At 64.8% G+C, this 15,575-nt stretch carries 12 protein-coding genes and 1 pseudogene; 3 read left to right on the top strand and 10 right to left on the bottom strand.

Annotation, left to right across the window (positions count from 1 at the left end):
• Positions 1–18: 18 nt before the first annotated feature.
• The 6 genes from rimI to murJ all read right to left on the bottom strand — a co-directional run bounded on the left by rimI (position 19) and on the right by murJ (position 5,377).
• Complete coding sequence (rimI, locus tag GWG67_RS08605) at positions 19–504, bottom strand: ribosomal protein S18-alanine N-acetyltransferase (RefSeq protein ID WP_275168748.1); 486 nt, start codon at positions 502–504, stop codon at positions 19–21.
• Positions 501–1,196 (bottom strand): tRNA (adenosine(37)-N6)-threonylcarbamoyltransferase complex dimerization subunit type 1 TsaB, encoded by a 696-nt coding sequence (tsaB, locus tag GWG67_RS08600; protein ID WP_275168746.1) that lies wholly within the window; start codon positions 1,194–1,196, stop codon positions 501–503. The genes rimI and tsaB overlap by 4 nt, the downstream gene beginning before the upstream one ends.
• A gap of 136 nt (positions 1,197–1,332) precedes the next feature.
• Positions 1,333–1,902, bottom strand: a complete 570-nt coding sequence (locus GWG67_RS08595) for a NifU family protein (RefSeq protein ID WP_275168744.1) — start codon at positions 1,900–1,902, stop codon at positions 1,333–1,335.
• A 182-nt stretch (positions 1,903–2,084) separates the two neighbouring features.
• Positions 2,085–2,579 (bottom strand): universal stress protein, encoded by a 495-nt coding sequence (locus GWG67_RS08590; protein WP_275168742.1) that lies wholly within the window; start codon positions 2,577–2,579, stop codon positions 2,085–2,087.
• Positions 2,580–2,686: 107 nt separating this feature from the next.
• The gene (gene trpS / locus GWG67_RS08585; RefSeq protein WP_275168741.1) at positions 2,687–3,739 is read right to left on the bottom strand and encodes a tryptophan--tRNA ligase; all 1,053 of its coding nucleotides are present in this window, start codon (positions 3,737–3,739) and stop codon (positions 2,687–2,689) included.
• Between the two features lie 87 nt (positions 3,740–3,826).
• Entirely contained in the window at positions 3,827–5,377 is a 1,551-nt protein-coding gene (gene murJ / locus GWG67_RS08580; RefSeq protein ID WP_275168740.1) for a murein biosynthesis integral membrane protein MurJ, read from the bottom strand.
• A 125-nt stretch (positions 5,378–5,502) separates the two neighbouring features.
• Between murJ and GWG67_RS08575 the strand changes: the two genes are divergently transcribed.
• Positions 5,503–6,504 (top strand): adenosine kinase, encoded by a 1,002-nt coding sequence (locus tag GWG67_RS08575; protein WP_275168738.1) that lies wholly within the window; start codon positions 5,503–5,505, stop codon positions 6,502–6,504.
• Between the two features lie 117 nt (positions 6,505–6,621).
• Here the strand turns inward: GWG67_RS08575 and GWG67_RS08570 are convergent.
• A pseudogene (locus tag GWG67_RS08570) lies at positions 6,622–8,317 on the bottom strand (AMP-binding protein).
• Between the two features lie 78 nt (positions 8,318–8,395).
• Positions 8,396–9,589 carry a serine hydrolase gene (locus tag GWG67_RS08565; protein WP_275168737.1) on the bottom strand — a complete coding sequence of 398 codons (1,194 nt, stop codon included), beginning with the start codon at positions 9,587–9,589 and terminating at the stop codon, positions 8,396–8,398.
• A 346-nt stretch (positions 9,590–9,935) separates the two neighbouring features.
• On the opposite strand from GWG67_RS08565, the gene GWG67_RS08560 reads away from it, so the two are divergent.
• On the top strand, positions 9,936–10,256 hold the full coding sequence (locus tag GWG67_RS08560; RefSeq protein WP_007603877.1) for a hypothetical protein: 321 nt from the start codon (positions 9,936–9,938) through the stop codon (positions 10,254–10,256).
• Between the two features lie 112 nt (positions 10,257–10,368).
• Complete coding sequence (locus GWG67_RS08555; protein WP_275168736.1) at positions 10,369–11,862, top strand: NAD-dependent succinate-semialdehyde dehydrogenase; 1,494 nt, start codon at positions 10,369–10,371, stop codon at positions 11,860–11,862.
• A 170-nt stretch (positions 11,863–12,032) separates the two neighbouring features.
• Here the strand turns inward: GWG67_RS08555 and GWG67_RS08550 are convergent, their stop codons facing one another.
• Together GWG67_RS08550 and GWG67_RS08545 are read right to left on the bottom strand one after the other, a co-directional pair.
• Positions 12,033–14,249 carry an SLC26A/SulP transporter family protein gene (locus GWG67_RS08550; RefSeq protein ID WP_275168735.1) on the bottom strand — a complete coding sequence of 739 codons (2,217 nt, stop codon included), beginning with the start codon at positions 14,247–14,249 and terminating at the stop codon, positions 12,033–12,035.
• A 334-nt stretch (positions 14,250–14,583) separates the two neighbouring features.
• Complete coding sequence (locus tag GWG67_RS08545) at positions 14,584–15,498, bottom strand: phosphoribosylaminoimidazolesuccinocarboxamide synthase (RefSeq protein WP_275168734.1); 915 nt, start codon at positions 15,496–15,498, stop codon at positions 14,584–14,586.
• Between the last annotated feature and the right edge of the window lie 77 nt (positions 15,499–15,575).

The following is a 15,575-nucleotide window of genomic DNA, read 5'->3' as shown; positions in this document are numbered from 1 at the left end:
CGCTTTCTGCCATCAATGTTACGACAAGTCACGTCGCATCAGAAGTGCGTTCAATTGTTCCCCGTTCGGCTGCTTATAGTAGCGTTCGCGGCGTCCGACCACCATGAATCCGGCTCGGTCGTAGAGCCGCCGCGCCGGCTGGTTATTTTCCTCGACCTCGAGAAATATTGTGCGCACGCCGCGCCCTGCCAGGTGGCCGAGATGGGTCATCAGCAGCGTGCGAGAGAGGCCGCGGCCGCGATGGGCCTGGTCGACCGCGATCGAGAGGATCTCCGCTTCGTCCGCGCCGATCCGCGACACCGCGAAGCCCACGGTGTTGCGGCCGACGCGCAACCGGTGCACTAGCGTGTTGCGCTCGCTGAGCATGCTCTCGAACTCGCCTTCGCCCCAACCGCGTGCGAAGGAGGCGCCGTGGAGCTGCGCGAGCCGTGCGACGTCGCGCGCGACAGCCGGCTCGACGACGGCCGTGCCGCCGCGCCACCATTCCGAGATCCATCTCATCATGAGCTTGCGGCTTGTGCTGCAAGCGGCAGTTGTGCGGACGGCTTTGCGTCGGGCGCTCGCAGATAGAACGGCCGCGCCGGATTTGTCGCGGGATCGGCCGCGGCGCCAAGCCATGCGACCCAGCCGATGTCGGGCGCGGGCTGCGCGTCGACCGCGACCGGCTGCGGCATAGCTTTCGGCCAGCGCTCGGCGAGGATCTTCGCGGCATTGCCGACCAGATGCGGCGCGCCGAATTGCGAAGCCGCGATCGCCTCGTCGATGGGAGCGACGCCCGGCCGCACCAGCTGGCTGCCGTCACCGGCCACGATCTGGAAATAGACGTGGTCGTGCCGCGCGTCGATCGCCGAGATCACCGGCGCCGCTCCGCTCTGGCCGACGACGGCGGCGGCATAGGCCGACAAGGTGGTCAGGCCGATGGCGGGCCGCTTCGCGGCAAGCGCAAGGCCGCGGGCCGCCGAAATGCCGACGCGCAGGCCGGTGAAACTTCCGGGGCCCATGGTGACCGCGATGCGGTCGAGCGCGGTGAAGGCGAGATTGGCTGAGTGCATCACGCGCGCGATCATCGGCATCAGCGCTTCGGCGTGGCCGCGCTTCATCAGAAGCTGCTCCTGCGCGAGGAGCTGGCCGGAATCGGTGTCGAGAACGGCAACCGCGCACGCTTCCAGCGCGGTATCGATGGCGAGGATCAGCATGGAACGATCATAGCATCATCCCGGTCGTCATGGCCGGGCTTGACCCGGCCATCCACGACTTTGCGCCCCAAGAACGTGGATGCCCGGGACAAGCCCGGGCATGACGGAGTCCAAATTGATGGGTCGCGCGTGCAATTTACATCGGCCGGACTTCGACCACGTCGGGGACGAAGTGCTTGAGCAGGTTCTGGATACCGTGCTGGAGCGTTGCGGTCGATGACGGACAGCCGGCGCAGGAGCCCTTCATGTTGAGATAGACGATACCGTCCTTGAAGCCGCGGAAAGTGATGTCGCCGCCGTCATTGGCGACCGCCGGCCGCACGCGGGTCTCGATCAGATCCTTGATCATGTCGACCGTCTCGGCATCGGCCTCGTCGAAGAATTCGTCCTCGTCGTCGAGATCGACATCGCTCGCGGCCGCACCGTCGGCGAGCAGCGGCGCGCCGGACATGTAGTGCTCCATGATGGCGCCGAGGATCGCGGGCTTGAGCTGCTGCCATTCACCGTTCGCCTTCGTCACGGTGATGAAGTCCGATCCGTAGAACACGCCGGTGACACCGGGGACCTCGAACAGCTTTTCGGCGAGCGGCGAGCGTGCGGCCGATTCGCGGCTCGCAAATTCCATCGGACCGCCGTCGACCACGACGCGGCCGGGAATGAACTTCAGCGTGGCGGGATTGGGGGTGGCTTCGGTTTGAATGAACATGGTTTTCTCCAGACGTCGCCGGTTCAAGGCCGGCGCGTGCTCTATCCACTAGCAGATGGCGACGGCGAACGCACGGTCAAGGGGTAAGTTGGCCGTTCACCTGTTATATCAGCGGGTTAGTGTAGAGGTGCCAAACTCCCGCGGCGTCATGGCCGGGAGCCCGGGCATGACGAGGGCCTGGGTTACGACAGCGAATCCACGCTCTGGTCGCTCAGCGCGCCGGAAATGACCGTCACCGGCACCGGGAACGTGCCCAGCGCGTGCGCGAGCAGGTTGACCAAGGGCCCCGGGCCCTCCGCGCCGGGGTTCGCTGCGAGCACCAGCATGGCGATGTCGGGGTCCTCGTCGATGACCGCCAGCAGCTGTTCCATGGCGCCGCCTTCGCGGATCACCCGTTCCGGCGTGATCGCGGCGATGCCGTTGGCGCGGCCGGCGGCACGGTCGAGCGCGGCTTCTGCCGCCTCTTGCGCTTCAGCGCGCATGATGTCGGCGACCCCCAGCCATTCCTGGCTCTGCTGTTCGGGCTCGATGATGCGGAGCATCACCACGCCGCCGCCGGCGCGGATCGCCCAGCGGCTGGCATAGTAGACCGCGCGATCCCATTCGGCGGTGTCGTCGACGATGACGAGGCATTTGGGCTTGTGACCCGGCTCGAAGCAAAGTCGCTTGCTGGTCATGCATGTCCCGGAATGTGCACGGCTGACATGCTGCCACACTCCGTCGTGCTTGGGGAGAGCAGAAGCGGCCGGCGCGGTGGCGTCGGCCGCGTTTGCGCGAACGCGCCTTAGCGCGGGCGAATGAAGCCGACGATGTCCTTCGAGAGCTTCATGGTCTCGTCGGCGATCGCGCGGGCCCGGTCGGCGCCGTCGTTCAGGATCGCGTCGATATGGCCGGGGTCGGCGACGAGGCGCTTCATCTCGCCGGCGATCGGCGCGAGTTTGGTGACGCACAGCTCCACCAGCGCATTCTTGAAGCTGGAGAACTGGCCGCCGCCGAAATCCCTGAGCACGTCGGCCTTGGAGCGGCCCGAGAGGGCTGCGTAGATGCCGACGAGATTGTCGGCCTCGGGGCGCGCTTCGAGACCCTTCTCCTCGGTCGGCAGCGGCTCCGGGTCGGTCTTGGCCTTGCGCACCTTCTGCGCGATGGTGTCGGCGTCGTCGGTCAGATTGATGCGCGAATTGTCCGACGCATCCGACTTCGACATCTTCTTGGTGCCGTCGCGCAAGCTCATCACGCGCGTCGCCGGGCCCGTGATCAGGGGCTCCGGCAGCGGGAAGAACAGACCGTCGTTGGCGCCCTGGCTGCGGATCGAGTCAGCGAAGTCGTTGTTGAATTTCTGCGCGATATCCCGCGAGAGCTCGAGATGCTGCTTCTGGTCCTCGCCGACCGGCACGTGGGTGGCGCGGTAGAGCAGAATGTCGGCCGCCATCAGCACGGGATAGTCGAACAGCCCGACGGACGCGTTCTCGCGGTCCTTGCCGGCCTTCTCCTTGAACTGGGTCATGCGACCCAGCCAGCCCATGCGCGCGACGCAGTTGAAGATCCAGGCGAGCTCGGCGTGGCCCGAGACCTGGCTCTGGTTGAACACGATGTGCTTGCTCGGATCGATGCCGCTGGCGATGAACGCCGCGGTGACCTCGCGGGTGTTGCGCGCGAGCTCGACCGGTCCACCCCAGACGTCCACGCCCTGCGTGATCGCGTGCATGTCGACCACGCAATAGATGCAGTTGTGGGTTTCCTGCATCTTCACGAAGTTGACGATCGCGCCGAGATAATTGCCGAGGTGCAGATTGCCCGTCGGCTGGACACCCGAAAAAACCCGTTCAACGAATGGCATGGTTAGCTGTCCTGGCAAGCTTTCCTGGAGACAATCGGGCGTCGTTTCCAACAGCGGCGCTGCCCCGTCAAGGGTATTTCGCTAACCTCAGGCGCCGGGATCGGGCTGGGCGGGGCGCTTCAAGGCACCGGCCGCCTCGCGCCAGGACGCGACGCCGAGGATTTGCAGGAGCAAGCCATAGACGACGATTCCGGCGCCGATCTGTGAGCCCAGCGCAATGAAGCGGATGAGCCCATGGGCCTCCGAAGGCAAGAGGCCCGCGGTCAGCCAGAGCAGGGCGCCCATGACGAGCGCGGCGAGCACGATTCGCGGCAGCCGTTTGCGGGCGGCGGCATCGACCGAGAAGCCGAATTCACTGCTGCCTTTCCGGAGCAGCGAGATCGCACTGCTCCAGGCGCCGGCGGCAATGCTGGCGGCGATCCCGCTTGCGCCGAGGAAGTGACTGAGCAGGATCGCGAGCGCGACCGCGACCACGAACCCCTTCGCTGTCGCCAGCAGCGGCGTCATGGTGTCGCTACGGGCAAAATAGGCCGGGGACAGCGCCTTGATCAGCACGTGAGCCGGCAGTCCCAGCGCCAGCCACATCAGGGCGTGCGCCGTGGCCGCGCTGTCCTCCGCGCCAAAGGCACCGTGTTCGAACAGCAGCCGCACGATCGGCTCGGCGAGTACGATCAGGCCGAACGTCGCCGGCAGCGCCAGCCCGGTCGCGAGTTCCAGTGCGCGCGATTCCGCATGCGCAACCGCATTACGATCGCCGCTCCTCACCGCGCGCGTCAGCTCCGGCACCAGCACCGTACCCATGGCGACCCCGACAATGCCAAGCGGCAGCTCGATCAGACGGTTGGCGAAATAGAGCCAGGAGACCGCGGCGGGCGTGGCGGAGGCGATGATCGCGCCGGCCACCATCAGCCATTGCGGGCCGGAGCTTGCGATCATGCCCGGGATCGCCTTGGCGAAGAAGCCGCGCATGTCCTTGTCGAAGCTCACGCGCAGCGGTGTCGCCAGACGCGCGCTTCGCTGCGACAGCAGCATCAGGAGCTGCAATAGGCCCGCGATGCCGACGGTGGCCGCCAGCATCCACGCGGCGACGATTGCATCGGCGTGCCACAGCAGGAGTGCTGCGATCGCGGCGATCAGGGCGATGTTGAACAGCAGCGGCGAGAACGCGGTGAGTGCAAAGCGCCCCTGCGCATTGAGCAGGCCCATCAGCACCGTGACGGGTCCCGCGAAGGCGAGATATGGCAGCATCAGCCGCGCATTCTGGACGGCGAGATCGAGCGATGCGCTGCCGACGAAGCCCGGCGCGATGATCATGATGATCAGCGGCATCAGCAGTGCAATCACGATCGAGATCGCGATCAGGCCCGCGCTCACGGTGCCGAGCACGCGTCCCGCGAACGCCGCCGCAGCCGCCTCGCCTTCGCGGTCACCAACGCGCAGCCAGGCTGGGATCAACGCCGCATTCAGCGCCCCCTCGCTGAGCAGGCGCCGCACCACATTGACGAGCTGAAATGCCGCCAGAAACGCGTCCGCCACGGCGCCGGTGCCGAGCAGCGCCGCGATCAGGGAATCGCGTGCAAAGCCCAGCAGCCGTGAAGCCAGCGTCCCCGTCGAGACGGTCAGGAAGGAGCGGATCATCGGAACAGCATAATACCGTTGCTTGCCCGCGAAGGGCCGGTCGTGATAGGCCGCGAGCCAGATTTCAGACCGACAGGAAGCGGATTTCCGCGGGTATCGCAATCCGCCAAACAGGATCAAGGTGAATGGCTGACGTGAAATATGACGTTCTCGGCATTGGCAACGCGCTGTTCGACGTGCTGGTCAAGACCGATGAAGCCTTCTTGGGCAAGCACGGCATGACCAAGGGCAGCATGTCCCTGATCGACGAGGCGCGGGCCGCCGCCATCTACAAGGACATGGGCCCGGCGACGGAAGTTTCCGGCGGTTCGGCTGCCAACACCATCGTCGGCATCGGCAGCCTCGGGGCGCGCGCCGCCTATGTCGGCAAGGTCAAGGACGACCAGATCGGGAAGCTCTACGTCCACGATATCCGCGCGGCCGGCGTCGCCTTCAACACGCCCGCGGCGAAGGACGGCCCTGCGACCGGCTGCTCCTACATCCTGGTGACAGATGATGGCGAGCGCACCATGAACACCTATCTCGGCGCCGCGCAGGACCTGTCGCCCGCCGATATCGACCCGGCCGAGATCGCCGCGGCCGGCATCGTCTACCTCGAGGGCTATCTCTGGGACCCCAAGAACGCCAAGGACGCCTTCGTCAAGGCGGCCAAGATCGCCCATGATGCCAGGCGCAAGGTGGCGCTGACGTTGTCGGATTCCTTCTGCGTCGATCGTTACCGCGACGAGTTCCTCGGGCTGATGCGCAACGGCACCGTCGACATCGTGTTCGCCAACGAGTCCGAACTGCATTCGCTCTACCAGACCTCGGATTTCGACACCGCGCTCAAGCAGCTGCGCAACGACGTCAATCTCGGCGTGGTCACTCGCAGCGAGAAGGGTTGCGTGGTGGTGACGCCAACTGACGCAGTCGCAGCGCCGGCGTCTCCGATCGCGAAACTCGTCGACACCACCGGCGCCGGCGACCTCTTCGCTGCTGGCTTCCTGTATGGGCTGGCGCGCAACCTGCCGTTCAAGCAGTGCGGCGAGCTCGGCGCGCTCGCAGCCGCCGAAGTGATCCAGCACATCGGCGCGCGGCCGCTTGTGTCGCTGAAGGAGCTCGCGGGGCAACGCGGCCTGACCGTGTAACGCTCTGCTCTCTCTCCCGTCATTGCGAGGAGCGCAGCGACGAAGCAATCCAGATTGCCTCTGCGGAAAGATTCTGGATTGCTTCGCTGCGCTCGCAATGACGATTGGGTTGGCAACCTACGCAGTCTTCGCGGCTTTCAGCCCAAGCCGTTGCTCCACCTCGTCGCGCATCAGGAATTTCTGGATCTTTCCGGTCACGGTCATCGGAAACTCGTCGACGAATTCCACGTATCGCGGAATCTTGTTGTGGGCGATCTGTCCGTCGCAGAAGGCGCGCACCTCTTCCATCGTCAGCGTCTCGCCGGACCTGACGCGGATCCAGGCGCAGAGCTCCTCGCCGTAGCGGGTATCCGCAACGCCAAAGATCTGCACGTCCTGAATCTTGGGGTTGCCGATAGAGGAATTCCTCGATCTCGCGGGGATAGAGGTTCTCGCCGCCGCGGATCACCATGTCCTTGATGCGGCCGACGATGTTGCAATAACCCTGATCGTCGATAATGGCGATGTCGCCAGTATGCATCCAGCCGTTGGCGTCGAGCACATCCGCGGTCTTCTCCGGCTCCTCCCAATAGCCCAGCATCACGCTGTAGCCGCGGGTGCAGAGCTCGCCCCGTTCGCCGCGCTTGACGATCTTGCCGTCGAGATCGACGACCTTGACCTCGACATGCGGATGGATTCGCCCGACCGTCGAGACGCGGCGATCGAGCGGATCGTCGACGGCGCTCTGGAAGCTGACCGGGCTCGTCTCGGTCATGCCATAGGCGATCGTGACCTCGCCCATGTTCATCTCGCTGTTGACGCGCTTCATCACCTCGATCGGGCAGGGTGCACCGGCCATGATGCCGGTGCGCAGTGATGTCAGATCGAAGTTTGAGAATTCGCCGTGGTCGAGTTCGGCGATGAACATCGTCGGCACACCGTACAGCGCTGTGCATTTTTCCTGCTCGATCGTCCGCAGCGTCGCGAGCGGATCGAACCCCTCGCCGGGATAGACCATCGTTGCGCCAAGCGTGACTGAGGCGAGGTTGCCCATCACCATGCCGAAGCAATGATAGAGCGGCACCGGAATGCAGATGCGGTCCGCTTCGGTCAGGCGCATGGCGCGGCCGACGAAATAGCCGTTGTTGAGAATATTGTGGTGGGTCAGCGTCACGCCCTTGGGCGATCCCGTCGTTCCGCTGGTGAATTGGATGTTGACGGCATCGTCGAATTGCAGGGCGGCAGCGAGCGCGGCGAGCTGCTCGCGGTGCAGGGTTCCACCCATGCCGGCGACCTCGTCGAACGGGATCGTGCCCGGGCAGGCGGGGCCGCCGATCTGGATTACGATGCGCAGGGCCGGTAGCCGCGCGGCGCGCAATTGCCCGGGCTTGGCGCTCGCAAGCTCCGGCAACAGCGTGTTGAGCATATCCATGTAGTTGCTGGTCTTGAACGCCGTCGCGGTGACGATGGCGCTACATCCGACCTTGTGAAGCGCGAATTCCAGCTCGCTCAGCCGGTAGGCCGGATTGATCGTCACCAGGATGAGACCGGCCTTGGCAGCGGCGAATTGTGTCAGCGTCCATTCCGGCCGGTTCAGCGACCAGATGCCGATCCGTTCGCCGCGTTCGAGGCCGAGCGCGACAAAGCCGGCGGCGAGCGCGTCGACCCGCTCGGCAAACTCCTTCCATGTCCATCTCACGCCGTGGCTGGGCGAGACCAGCGCCTCGCGATCGCTCCAGCGCCGCGCGGCCTGATCGAGGCTGCGCCCGATCGTGTCGCCGAGCAGCGGCGTGTCGGAGATGCCGCAAACGTAACTGTCGGCTTTGTCTGCCAAAATGGTGTCCTCCAGCCAGCTGCGTGACGGCCGGGACAACAAGCCCGGCCGTGACGCGTCGTGAGAGTCAGGCGCGCCTCATGCCGCCTTCTGCCCGCTGCCGGCATCGAGCCCGGCATAGACGCCGCGCTCGAAGCCGGCAAAAGCCTCGAGACACTTTGCGTCGGCGAACGGCAGCAGCTGCATCAGGATCACGCCGGTGACGTCGCGCGCCGGGTCGATCCAGTAATAGGTGTTGGCGAGGCCAGCCCAGGCAAGGCTGCCTGCGCTGCGCCCCTCGGTGGTCTTGGCGGTGTTGATCATGAAGCTGAGGCCCCACTTCTTCACCTGCTCGGGGTAGAGATCGACGTCGTTGGTGTACATCGGCGCCGCCGTGGTCATCTTGCCCATGGCGAGGTCGCCGATGTGGTTCTGCCCCATCGTCGCGACGGTCTCGGCCTTCAGCACCTGATTGCCGTTGCCGCGGCCCTTGTTCAGGATCATCTGGGTAAACCTGATATAGTCGGCTGCGGTCGAATAGAGGCCGCCGCCACCCATGTGGAATTCGGGCTCCTGCTCGAGCTCGAACGGGATCGCGGCGAGTTGGCCATCCTCGCCGCGCGCATGCATGCCGACCAGGCGCTTGCGCATGTCGTCGGTGATCTTGAAAGCGGTATCGCTCATGCCGAGCGGTGCGAACAGATTGTCGCGCAGATAGGCATCGAGGCGCTTGCCGCTGACAGCTTCCACCGCCTTGCCGACGAAATCGATATTGGTGCCGTATTCCCAGCGCGTGCCCGGATCAGTCATGATCGGCGTCTTCAACGCCGCGTTCTGGCAGGTGGTGATGGCGGGGATGCCGTTCTTGTCCAGATAGACCGCGAGATCGCCGTTCCACATGTTGTAGCAGAAGCCTGCCGTGTGGGTCATGAGTTGGCGCAGCGTGATCGGCCCCTTGGCCGGCCGCAGTTTTGGTTCGCCCTTGGCGTCGAAACCTTCGAGCACCTGCGGCTTGGCGAGATCGGGCAACACGTCGCCGATCGGCGCATCCAGCGACAGCTTGCCTTGCTCGACGAGCTGCATCGCGCCGGCCGATGTCACCGCCTTCGTCATCGATGCGATCCAGAATACGCTGTCGGCGGTCATCGCATCCGGCTTGGACAGGTCGCGCTTGCCGAACGCGCCCTGATACAGCACGTCGGTACCGCTGGCGGCGATGGCGACGACGCCCGGAATCTCCTTGGCTTCGCTCTTCTGGCGCAGAATCTGGTCGATCTCAGCTTTGCCTTGCATACGCGTTTCCTCCGGTTTGATTATTGTTGGAAGCGATCGATTGTCCTCCCGCGGGCGCCGCGCGGCAAGCACATCCACATACCTGCCGCGGTCGCGATGTCGTGACTTGACGGTCCGTCACCCACGCAGGACGACAACAGGCCGAACCGCAACACGCCGTCACAATCTTCGGTGGATGGCCGCAACCAGCCGTGACCTTGGATGGCCTGGGCGAAATGTTTCAAAAGTTTTCGAGCACTTGAAACATTTTGTGAGTTGTGGCGTTCAGCACCGGGCTCAATCGCGGGCCAACGTTAAGACTTGATGCAAATTTGGCGGCCGCCCACCGGCCGTGAGGGGACCTCAGATGATTTCCACCTGGAGCGAATGGAAGCGCTATCCCCGTCCCGGACGGGGCGAAAACCTGGAAGCGCCGATCGCGCCCGGCATCTATGAGGTCCGCATCGCCGGCACCGGTGCGCTCTATTCGTTTGGCGCGGTCGACAATCTGGCGCAGGCGCTTGCATTGCTGCCGGTCGGTTCAAAGTCCTGGTTCGGCCGCCGCAACGCCTCCGACGTCCCCGATCTCGAATACCGGACCTGCGCGACCTCCTCGAAGGCCGACGCCAAGGCCGCCGCCGAGCGCATGATCGGGCGGCGCGAGACCTATTTGAGCGGCGCGGCGTAAGTCCGCCGCTCCGAGCCTGGCTTCCAGCAGATGCGCGTTGCGGGACGGTGCATTGCGCGCCGCCTGTCCCTATATTGCGGGCGAACCTGAAAAGCCCTCTGGGAGCAACGCCATGACCCCGACCGCCACCGCACTTGCTCAGCACGCCACGTCCAATCTGCGCGACCGGTTGAAGGACCCGTCGCTTCTGAAGGAGGCCTGCTACATCGACGGCGCCTGGGTCGGCTCGCCGGGCTTCGCCGTCAACAATCCCGCGACCGGCGTCGAGCTTGCAAAGGTTCCGCAGCTCTCCGCGGATGATGCCACCAGGGCGGTCGAAGCGGCCGAACGCGCGTTCCCAGCCTGGGCCAAGCACACTGCCAAGCAGCGCTCCAATATTTTGCGCAAATGGTTCGAGCTGATTGTCGCCAATCGCGAGGACCTCGCGCTGATCCTCACCTCCGAGCAGGGCAAGCCGCTCGCCGAAGCGCTCGGCGAGGTCGACATCGGCGCCGCCTATATCGAGTTTTTCGCCGAGGAGGCCCGCCGCGTCTATGGCGAGACCATCCCGACCCAGCGGCCCGATGCGCGCCTGCTTGCGATCAAGCAGCCGATCGGCGTCTGCGGCGCCATCACACCGTGGAATTTCCCGAACTCGATGATCACCCGAAAGGTCTCGCCGGCGCTGGCCGCGGGCTGCACCGTGGTGCTGAAGCCCGCCAACGAGACGCCACTCTCGGCCTTGGCGCTGGCCGTGCTCGCCGAGAAGGCCGGCATCCCCAGGGGCGTGCTCAACATCATCACCGGCGATGCAGCGCCGATCGGCAAGGTGCTGTGCGAGCATCCGGCCGTGCGTTTCGTCGGCTTTACCGGCTCGACCGCGGTCGGCAAAATTCTCTACCGGCAGGCCTCCGTCGGTGTGAAGCGGCTCGGCCTTGAGCTCGGCGGCAACGCTCCGTTCGTGGTGTTCGATGACGCCGATATCGATGCGGCGGTCGAAGGCGCAATTGTCTCGAAATACCGCAACATGGGCCAGACCTGCGTCTGCGCCAACCGCCTCTACGCCCAGGACAAGATCTACGACGAGTTCGTGCAGAAGCTGTCGAAGAAGGTTGCGGCGATGAAGATCGGCGATGGCACGGAAACCGGCGTCACGCAGGGTCCGCTGATCAATTTGAAAGCGGTCGACAAGGTCGAGCGCCACATCGCCGATGCCGTCAAGCGCGGCGCCAAGGTCGTCACCGGCGGCAAGCGCAGCGAACTCGGGCGCTCGTTCTTTGAGCCGACCGTCCTTGCCGACGTCAAGCCGGACTCGCTGGTGGCGCAGGAGGAAACCTTCGGCCCGCTCGCACCGGTGATCCGCTTCAAGGACGAGGCCGACGTCATCGCGATGTGCAACGCCTCGCCGTTCGGATTGGCGTCGTACTTCTACTCCCGCGATCTCGGCCGCGTCTGGCGTGTCGCCGAGGCGCTGGAATCCGGTATGGTCGGCGTCAACACTGGCCTGATCACCACCGAAGTCGCCCCCTTCGGCGGCGTCAAGGAAAGCGGCCTCGGCCGCGAAGGCTCGCATCACGGCATGGAAGAATATGTCGAGATCAAATACGTGATGATGGCGGGGGTGTAGGGCTCGCCATTTCTTCGTCGTCCTGGCGAAACCTGGCTTTCGCCAGGACGACATCCGAGTGTGCGGCAGGCTAGCGGCGTAGCCCGGATGGAGCGAAGCGTAATCCGGGGCCTCTGTGGTTTGTGGCACGATCCCGGATTGCGCTTCGCTCCATCCGGGCTACGCGCTAATTACCGCCTCAACACCGCGATCGTCCGGTTCGCAAAGGTCAGCCGCTCCGCCATCACGGACACGAAATAGGTCAGCAGCTTGTGGCTGAGCGCGGGATCCTCGGTCTTGATGGCGTCGAACTGGTGCGTATTCAGCACGTAGAGCACGCTGTCGACTTCGGCCTGGATGGTGGCGCTACGCGGTGTCCGTGACACCAGCCCCATCTCGCCGATCGTGGTGTACCGGCCGAGGCTGCGCACGCGCGTGGTGCGGTCGTCGTCGGCCGGAATCATGATGCCGACGCGCCCGTCGAGGATGAAATGCATGGAATCGGCGGGATCGCCGGCCTGCACGATGACCTCGCCGGCTTCGACCTCGATGCGCTGGCAGCGGCGGATCAGCTCGTCGGCGCCGTCCTCGCTGCCGAGCATTCGCGTGAACCAGTCGCGCAGGCTGGCTTCTTCCTGCGCCAGCTCCTGATGCTGCGAGATGAGCTCGTTTTCGCACCATTCCAGCGCGTGATCGAGCTCGGGAATGATGGTGACGCCCTCGCCGACGAAGTCGCTGGAGCGCAGCACCTTCTCGGCCGCAGCCGACAGATGCACCAGGATCAGCTCGACGCCCAGTTCGCCAGCGCTGCGCTTGATCTGGGCAAAGCTATACGCGGCCGATGAATCGACGCCGGTGACGAGCTTGAAGTCGAACAGCAGATAGCGGCATTCGGGGCGTTCCTGCAGCAGCCGCTTGACGTGCTGATAGAGCCGGTTGGCCGAGCCGAAGAACAGATAGCTCTGGAGATTGAGGCCTTGGATCTTGCCGCCATGGGCCAGCAGCACGTCCTGGTCGTCGCGCGAGCGGTCGAGCGAGGAGCGGTACTCCGAGCCGTCGAAACTGTATTTGATCGACTCCACCCGCGCGGCGCTGAATGCAAACGTCGCGCAGCCGATGATGACGCCGATCAGGATGCCCGGCACGAAACCCCAGGCGACGATGATCGCGATGATGGCGATCAGCGACAGATATTCCAACTTCGACAGCCGCTTGCGCGACTCGATGATCCATTTGTGCAACTGGTCGGCGCCGAGATAGAGCAACAGGCCGCCAAGCACGAATTTGGGGATGAAGCCGAGCAGATCGGGCGCGACAGCGAGCATCAGCAGTGACAGCGCCGCGACGGTGAGGCCGGACAGACGCCCGCGGCCGCCGCTGGAAAAATTCAGCATCGAGCGGCTGGTCGAGCTGCAGCCTGGGTAGCCGCCCAGCATGCCGGTCAGGATATTGGCGGCGCCGGTGACGTTCAGCTCACACTCCAGATTGGCTTCGCGATGCGTGGCCACCTCGATGCCGGTGGTGTTGAACAGCGTGCTCGAGGCCGTGACGAAGATGACGGCGACGACATTGCCAAGCAGGTCCGGGATGGCAAACCAGGGATACCGTGCGAGATCGTCGGTATGCCAGGGCAGCATGAAGGCCGCTTGCGGCGGGGGCTGAAAGGTCCAGCCCAATGTGCGCGCGTCATCGAAGGAAACGCCGGTGACCCAGAACGCCAGATGCGCGGTGAGCATGCCCGCGACCAGGATGATCGGCAGTCCGAACGGGCTGCGCGAGCGGTGCCAGGTGAGATACAGCACCAGCGCCATCACGCAGGCGGCACCGAGCTCCAGCAAGATGGTGCGGTTGGCGAAGTGCGACAGTGTCGCGAATTGCAGCGGATGGTCGGTGATCACCCGGACCGCACCCATGACGATGAGAAGTCCGGTTGCGCCGAGGAAGCCGCCGACCACGGGATAAGGCACGTAGCGGATGGCGCGGCCAAGCCGCGTCAGGCCTAGTCCACACAGCACCAATCCTGTCAGCATGGTCGACAGGCCGAGCGTGATCAGGATCGGCGACAGCAACGGTGCCGACAGGTTCGCCGTCTCGATGCGTTCGACCACGGAGGCCGCCAGGATACCCGTCACCGCCGCGGTCGAGCTGTCGGGGGCTGCAATCGCGAAGGGCAGGGAGCTGCCGAGCCCGACGACGGCCGCAAGCACCGCGGAGCTGACGAAAGTTGCCGTGATGCCGTAGGACAGATAGGGCGACAGCGGCCCCGCGAAGATCAGCAGCGAGTAGGACAGTCCGAACGTGACGGTCAGGACGCTGGCGGCGCTCCCGCCCAATATATCATTCAGCGCGCGCTTGAGCGCCGGATTGAGCCCGGTCGACGGAGTGAAGCCAATCGCTGGATCTGTCACGCCGTGACACTCGCTCGTGAATATTCCCCTCCGAGAGGTAGACGACTCGGACGGTAGCGCAACAACTTTCTTTCAAATGTGGAGTACCCGACAGTTTCGGGAGCATTCGGTGAGGATGCGGTCCACGGCGTGCGAACGGCCAATCATGCGCAGCAGGCGGATGGAGAGTCACCGAGCAGGCACACATACTCGGTGTCGTCCCGGCGAAGGCCGGGACCCATACCCCCAGGCAGATGTGTGGCGAAGATCGATTGTTCGGAATTAGAACCGTCAGCGATCGATAGACCTCGCGGTAGGGGTCCCGGCCTCCGCCGGGACGACGATAGCGCCTGCGCTAAATCTTCAGCTCGCTTCCCGTCACCCGGCAATACGCTTCCAGATACCGCTTGCTGGTCGCGTCCACCACGCTTGCCGGCAAAGGCGGCGGCGGAGCGTCGCCGTTCCAGCGGCCGGCGCGGCGTTCGACGTCGAGATAGTCGCGCAAGGGCTGCTTGTCGAAGCTCGCCTGCGGCTGGCCCGGCTTGTAGGCGTCGACGGCCCAGAAGCGCGAACTATCCGGCGTCATGACTTCGTCGATCAGGATGATCCGGCCGTCCTTGTCGCGGCCGAATTCGAACTTGGTGTCGGCGATGATGATGCCCTGCTCGCGGGCGAGCTCCTCGCCGAGAGTGTAGATCGCGCGGGTCATGCTCTCGAGCGTGTAGGCCGTCTCGTCGCCGACGACCTCGCGCATCTTCGCGATGGTGATGTTCTCGTCATGGCCGGTCTCGGCCTTGGTCGCCGGGCTGAAGATCGAAGGCTCCAGCTTCTCGCTCTCGACGAGACCCGCCTTCAGCTTCTCGCCGGCCAGCGTGCCGCTTGCCGCATATTCCTTCCACGCCGATCCCGAGAGATAACCGCGGATCACGCATTCGATCGGAAACACCGTGGTCCGGCGGCACAGCATGGCGCGGCCGAGAATTTCTGCGCGATGCGGCTTCAAGTCCGGCACGGCGCCGATGATCTCGTCGGTGTCGGCGCTGATCATGTGATGCGGCACTACGCCTTCGAGCTCGTTGAACCAGAACGCGCTGATTTGCGTCAGCACCGCGCCCTTCATCGGGATGGTCTCGCCCATCACGACGTCGAAGGCGCTGATGCGGTCGGTGGTGACGAGCAGCAGGCGGTCGTCATCGACGGCGTAGATATCGCGCACCTTGCCGCGCCCGATCTTGGGCAGGGGCAGGTCGCTGGAGAGCATGGCGGTCATCGGCAGAACTTTCGGAGCAAGGCCTTGCGACTGGGAATCCGGCCGCACCTGATCGCGCGACCGGAAAACCGGGATAG

Source organism: Bradyrhizobium sp. CSS354 (assembly GCF_029051725.1).
Classification (GTDB): domain Bacteria; phylum Pseudomonadota; class Alphaproteobacteria; order Rhizobiales; family Xanthobacteraceae; genus Bradyrhizobium.
This window is presented reverse-complemented; position numbering and strand designations above follow the sequence as displayed.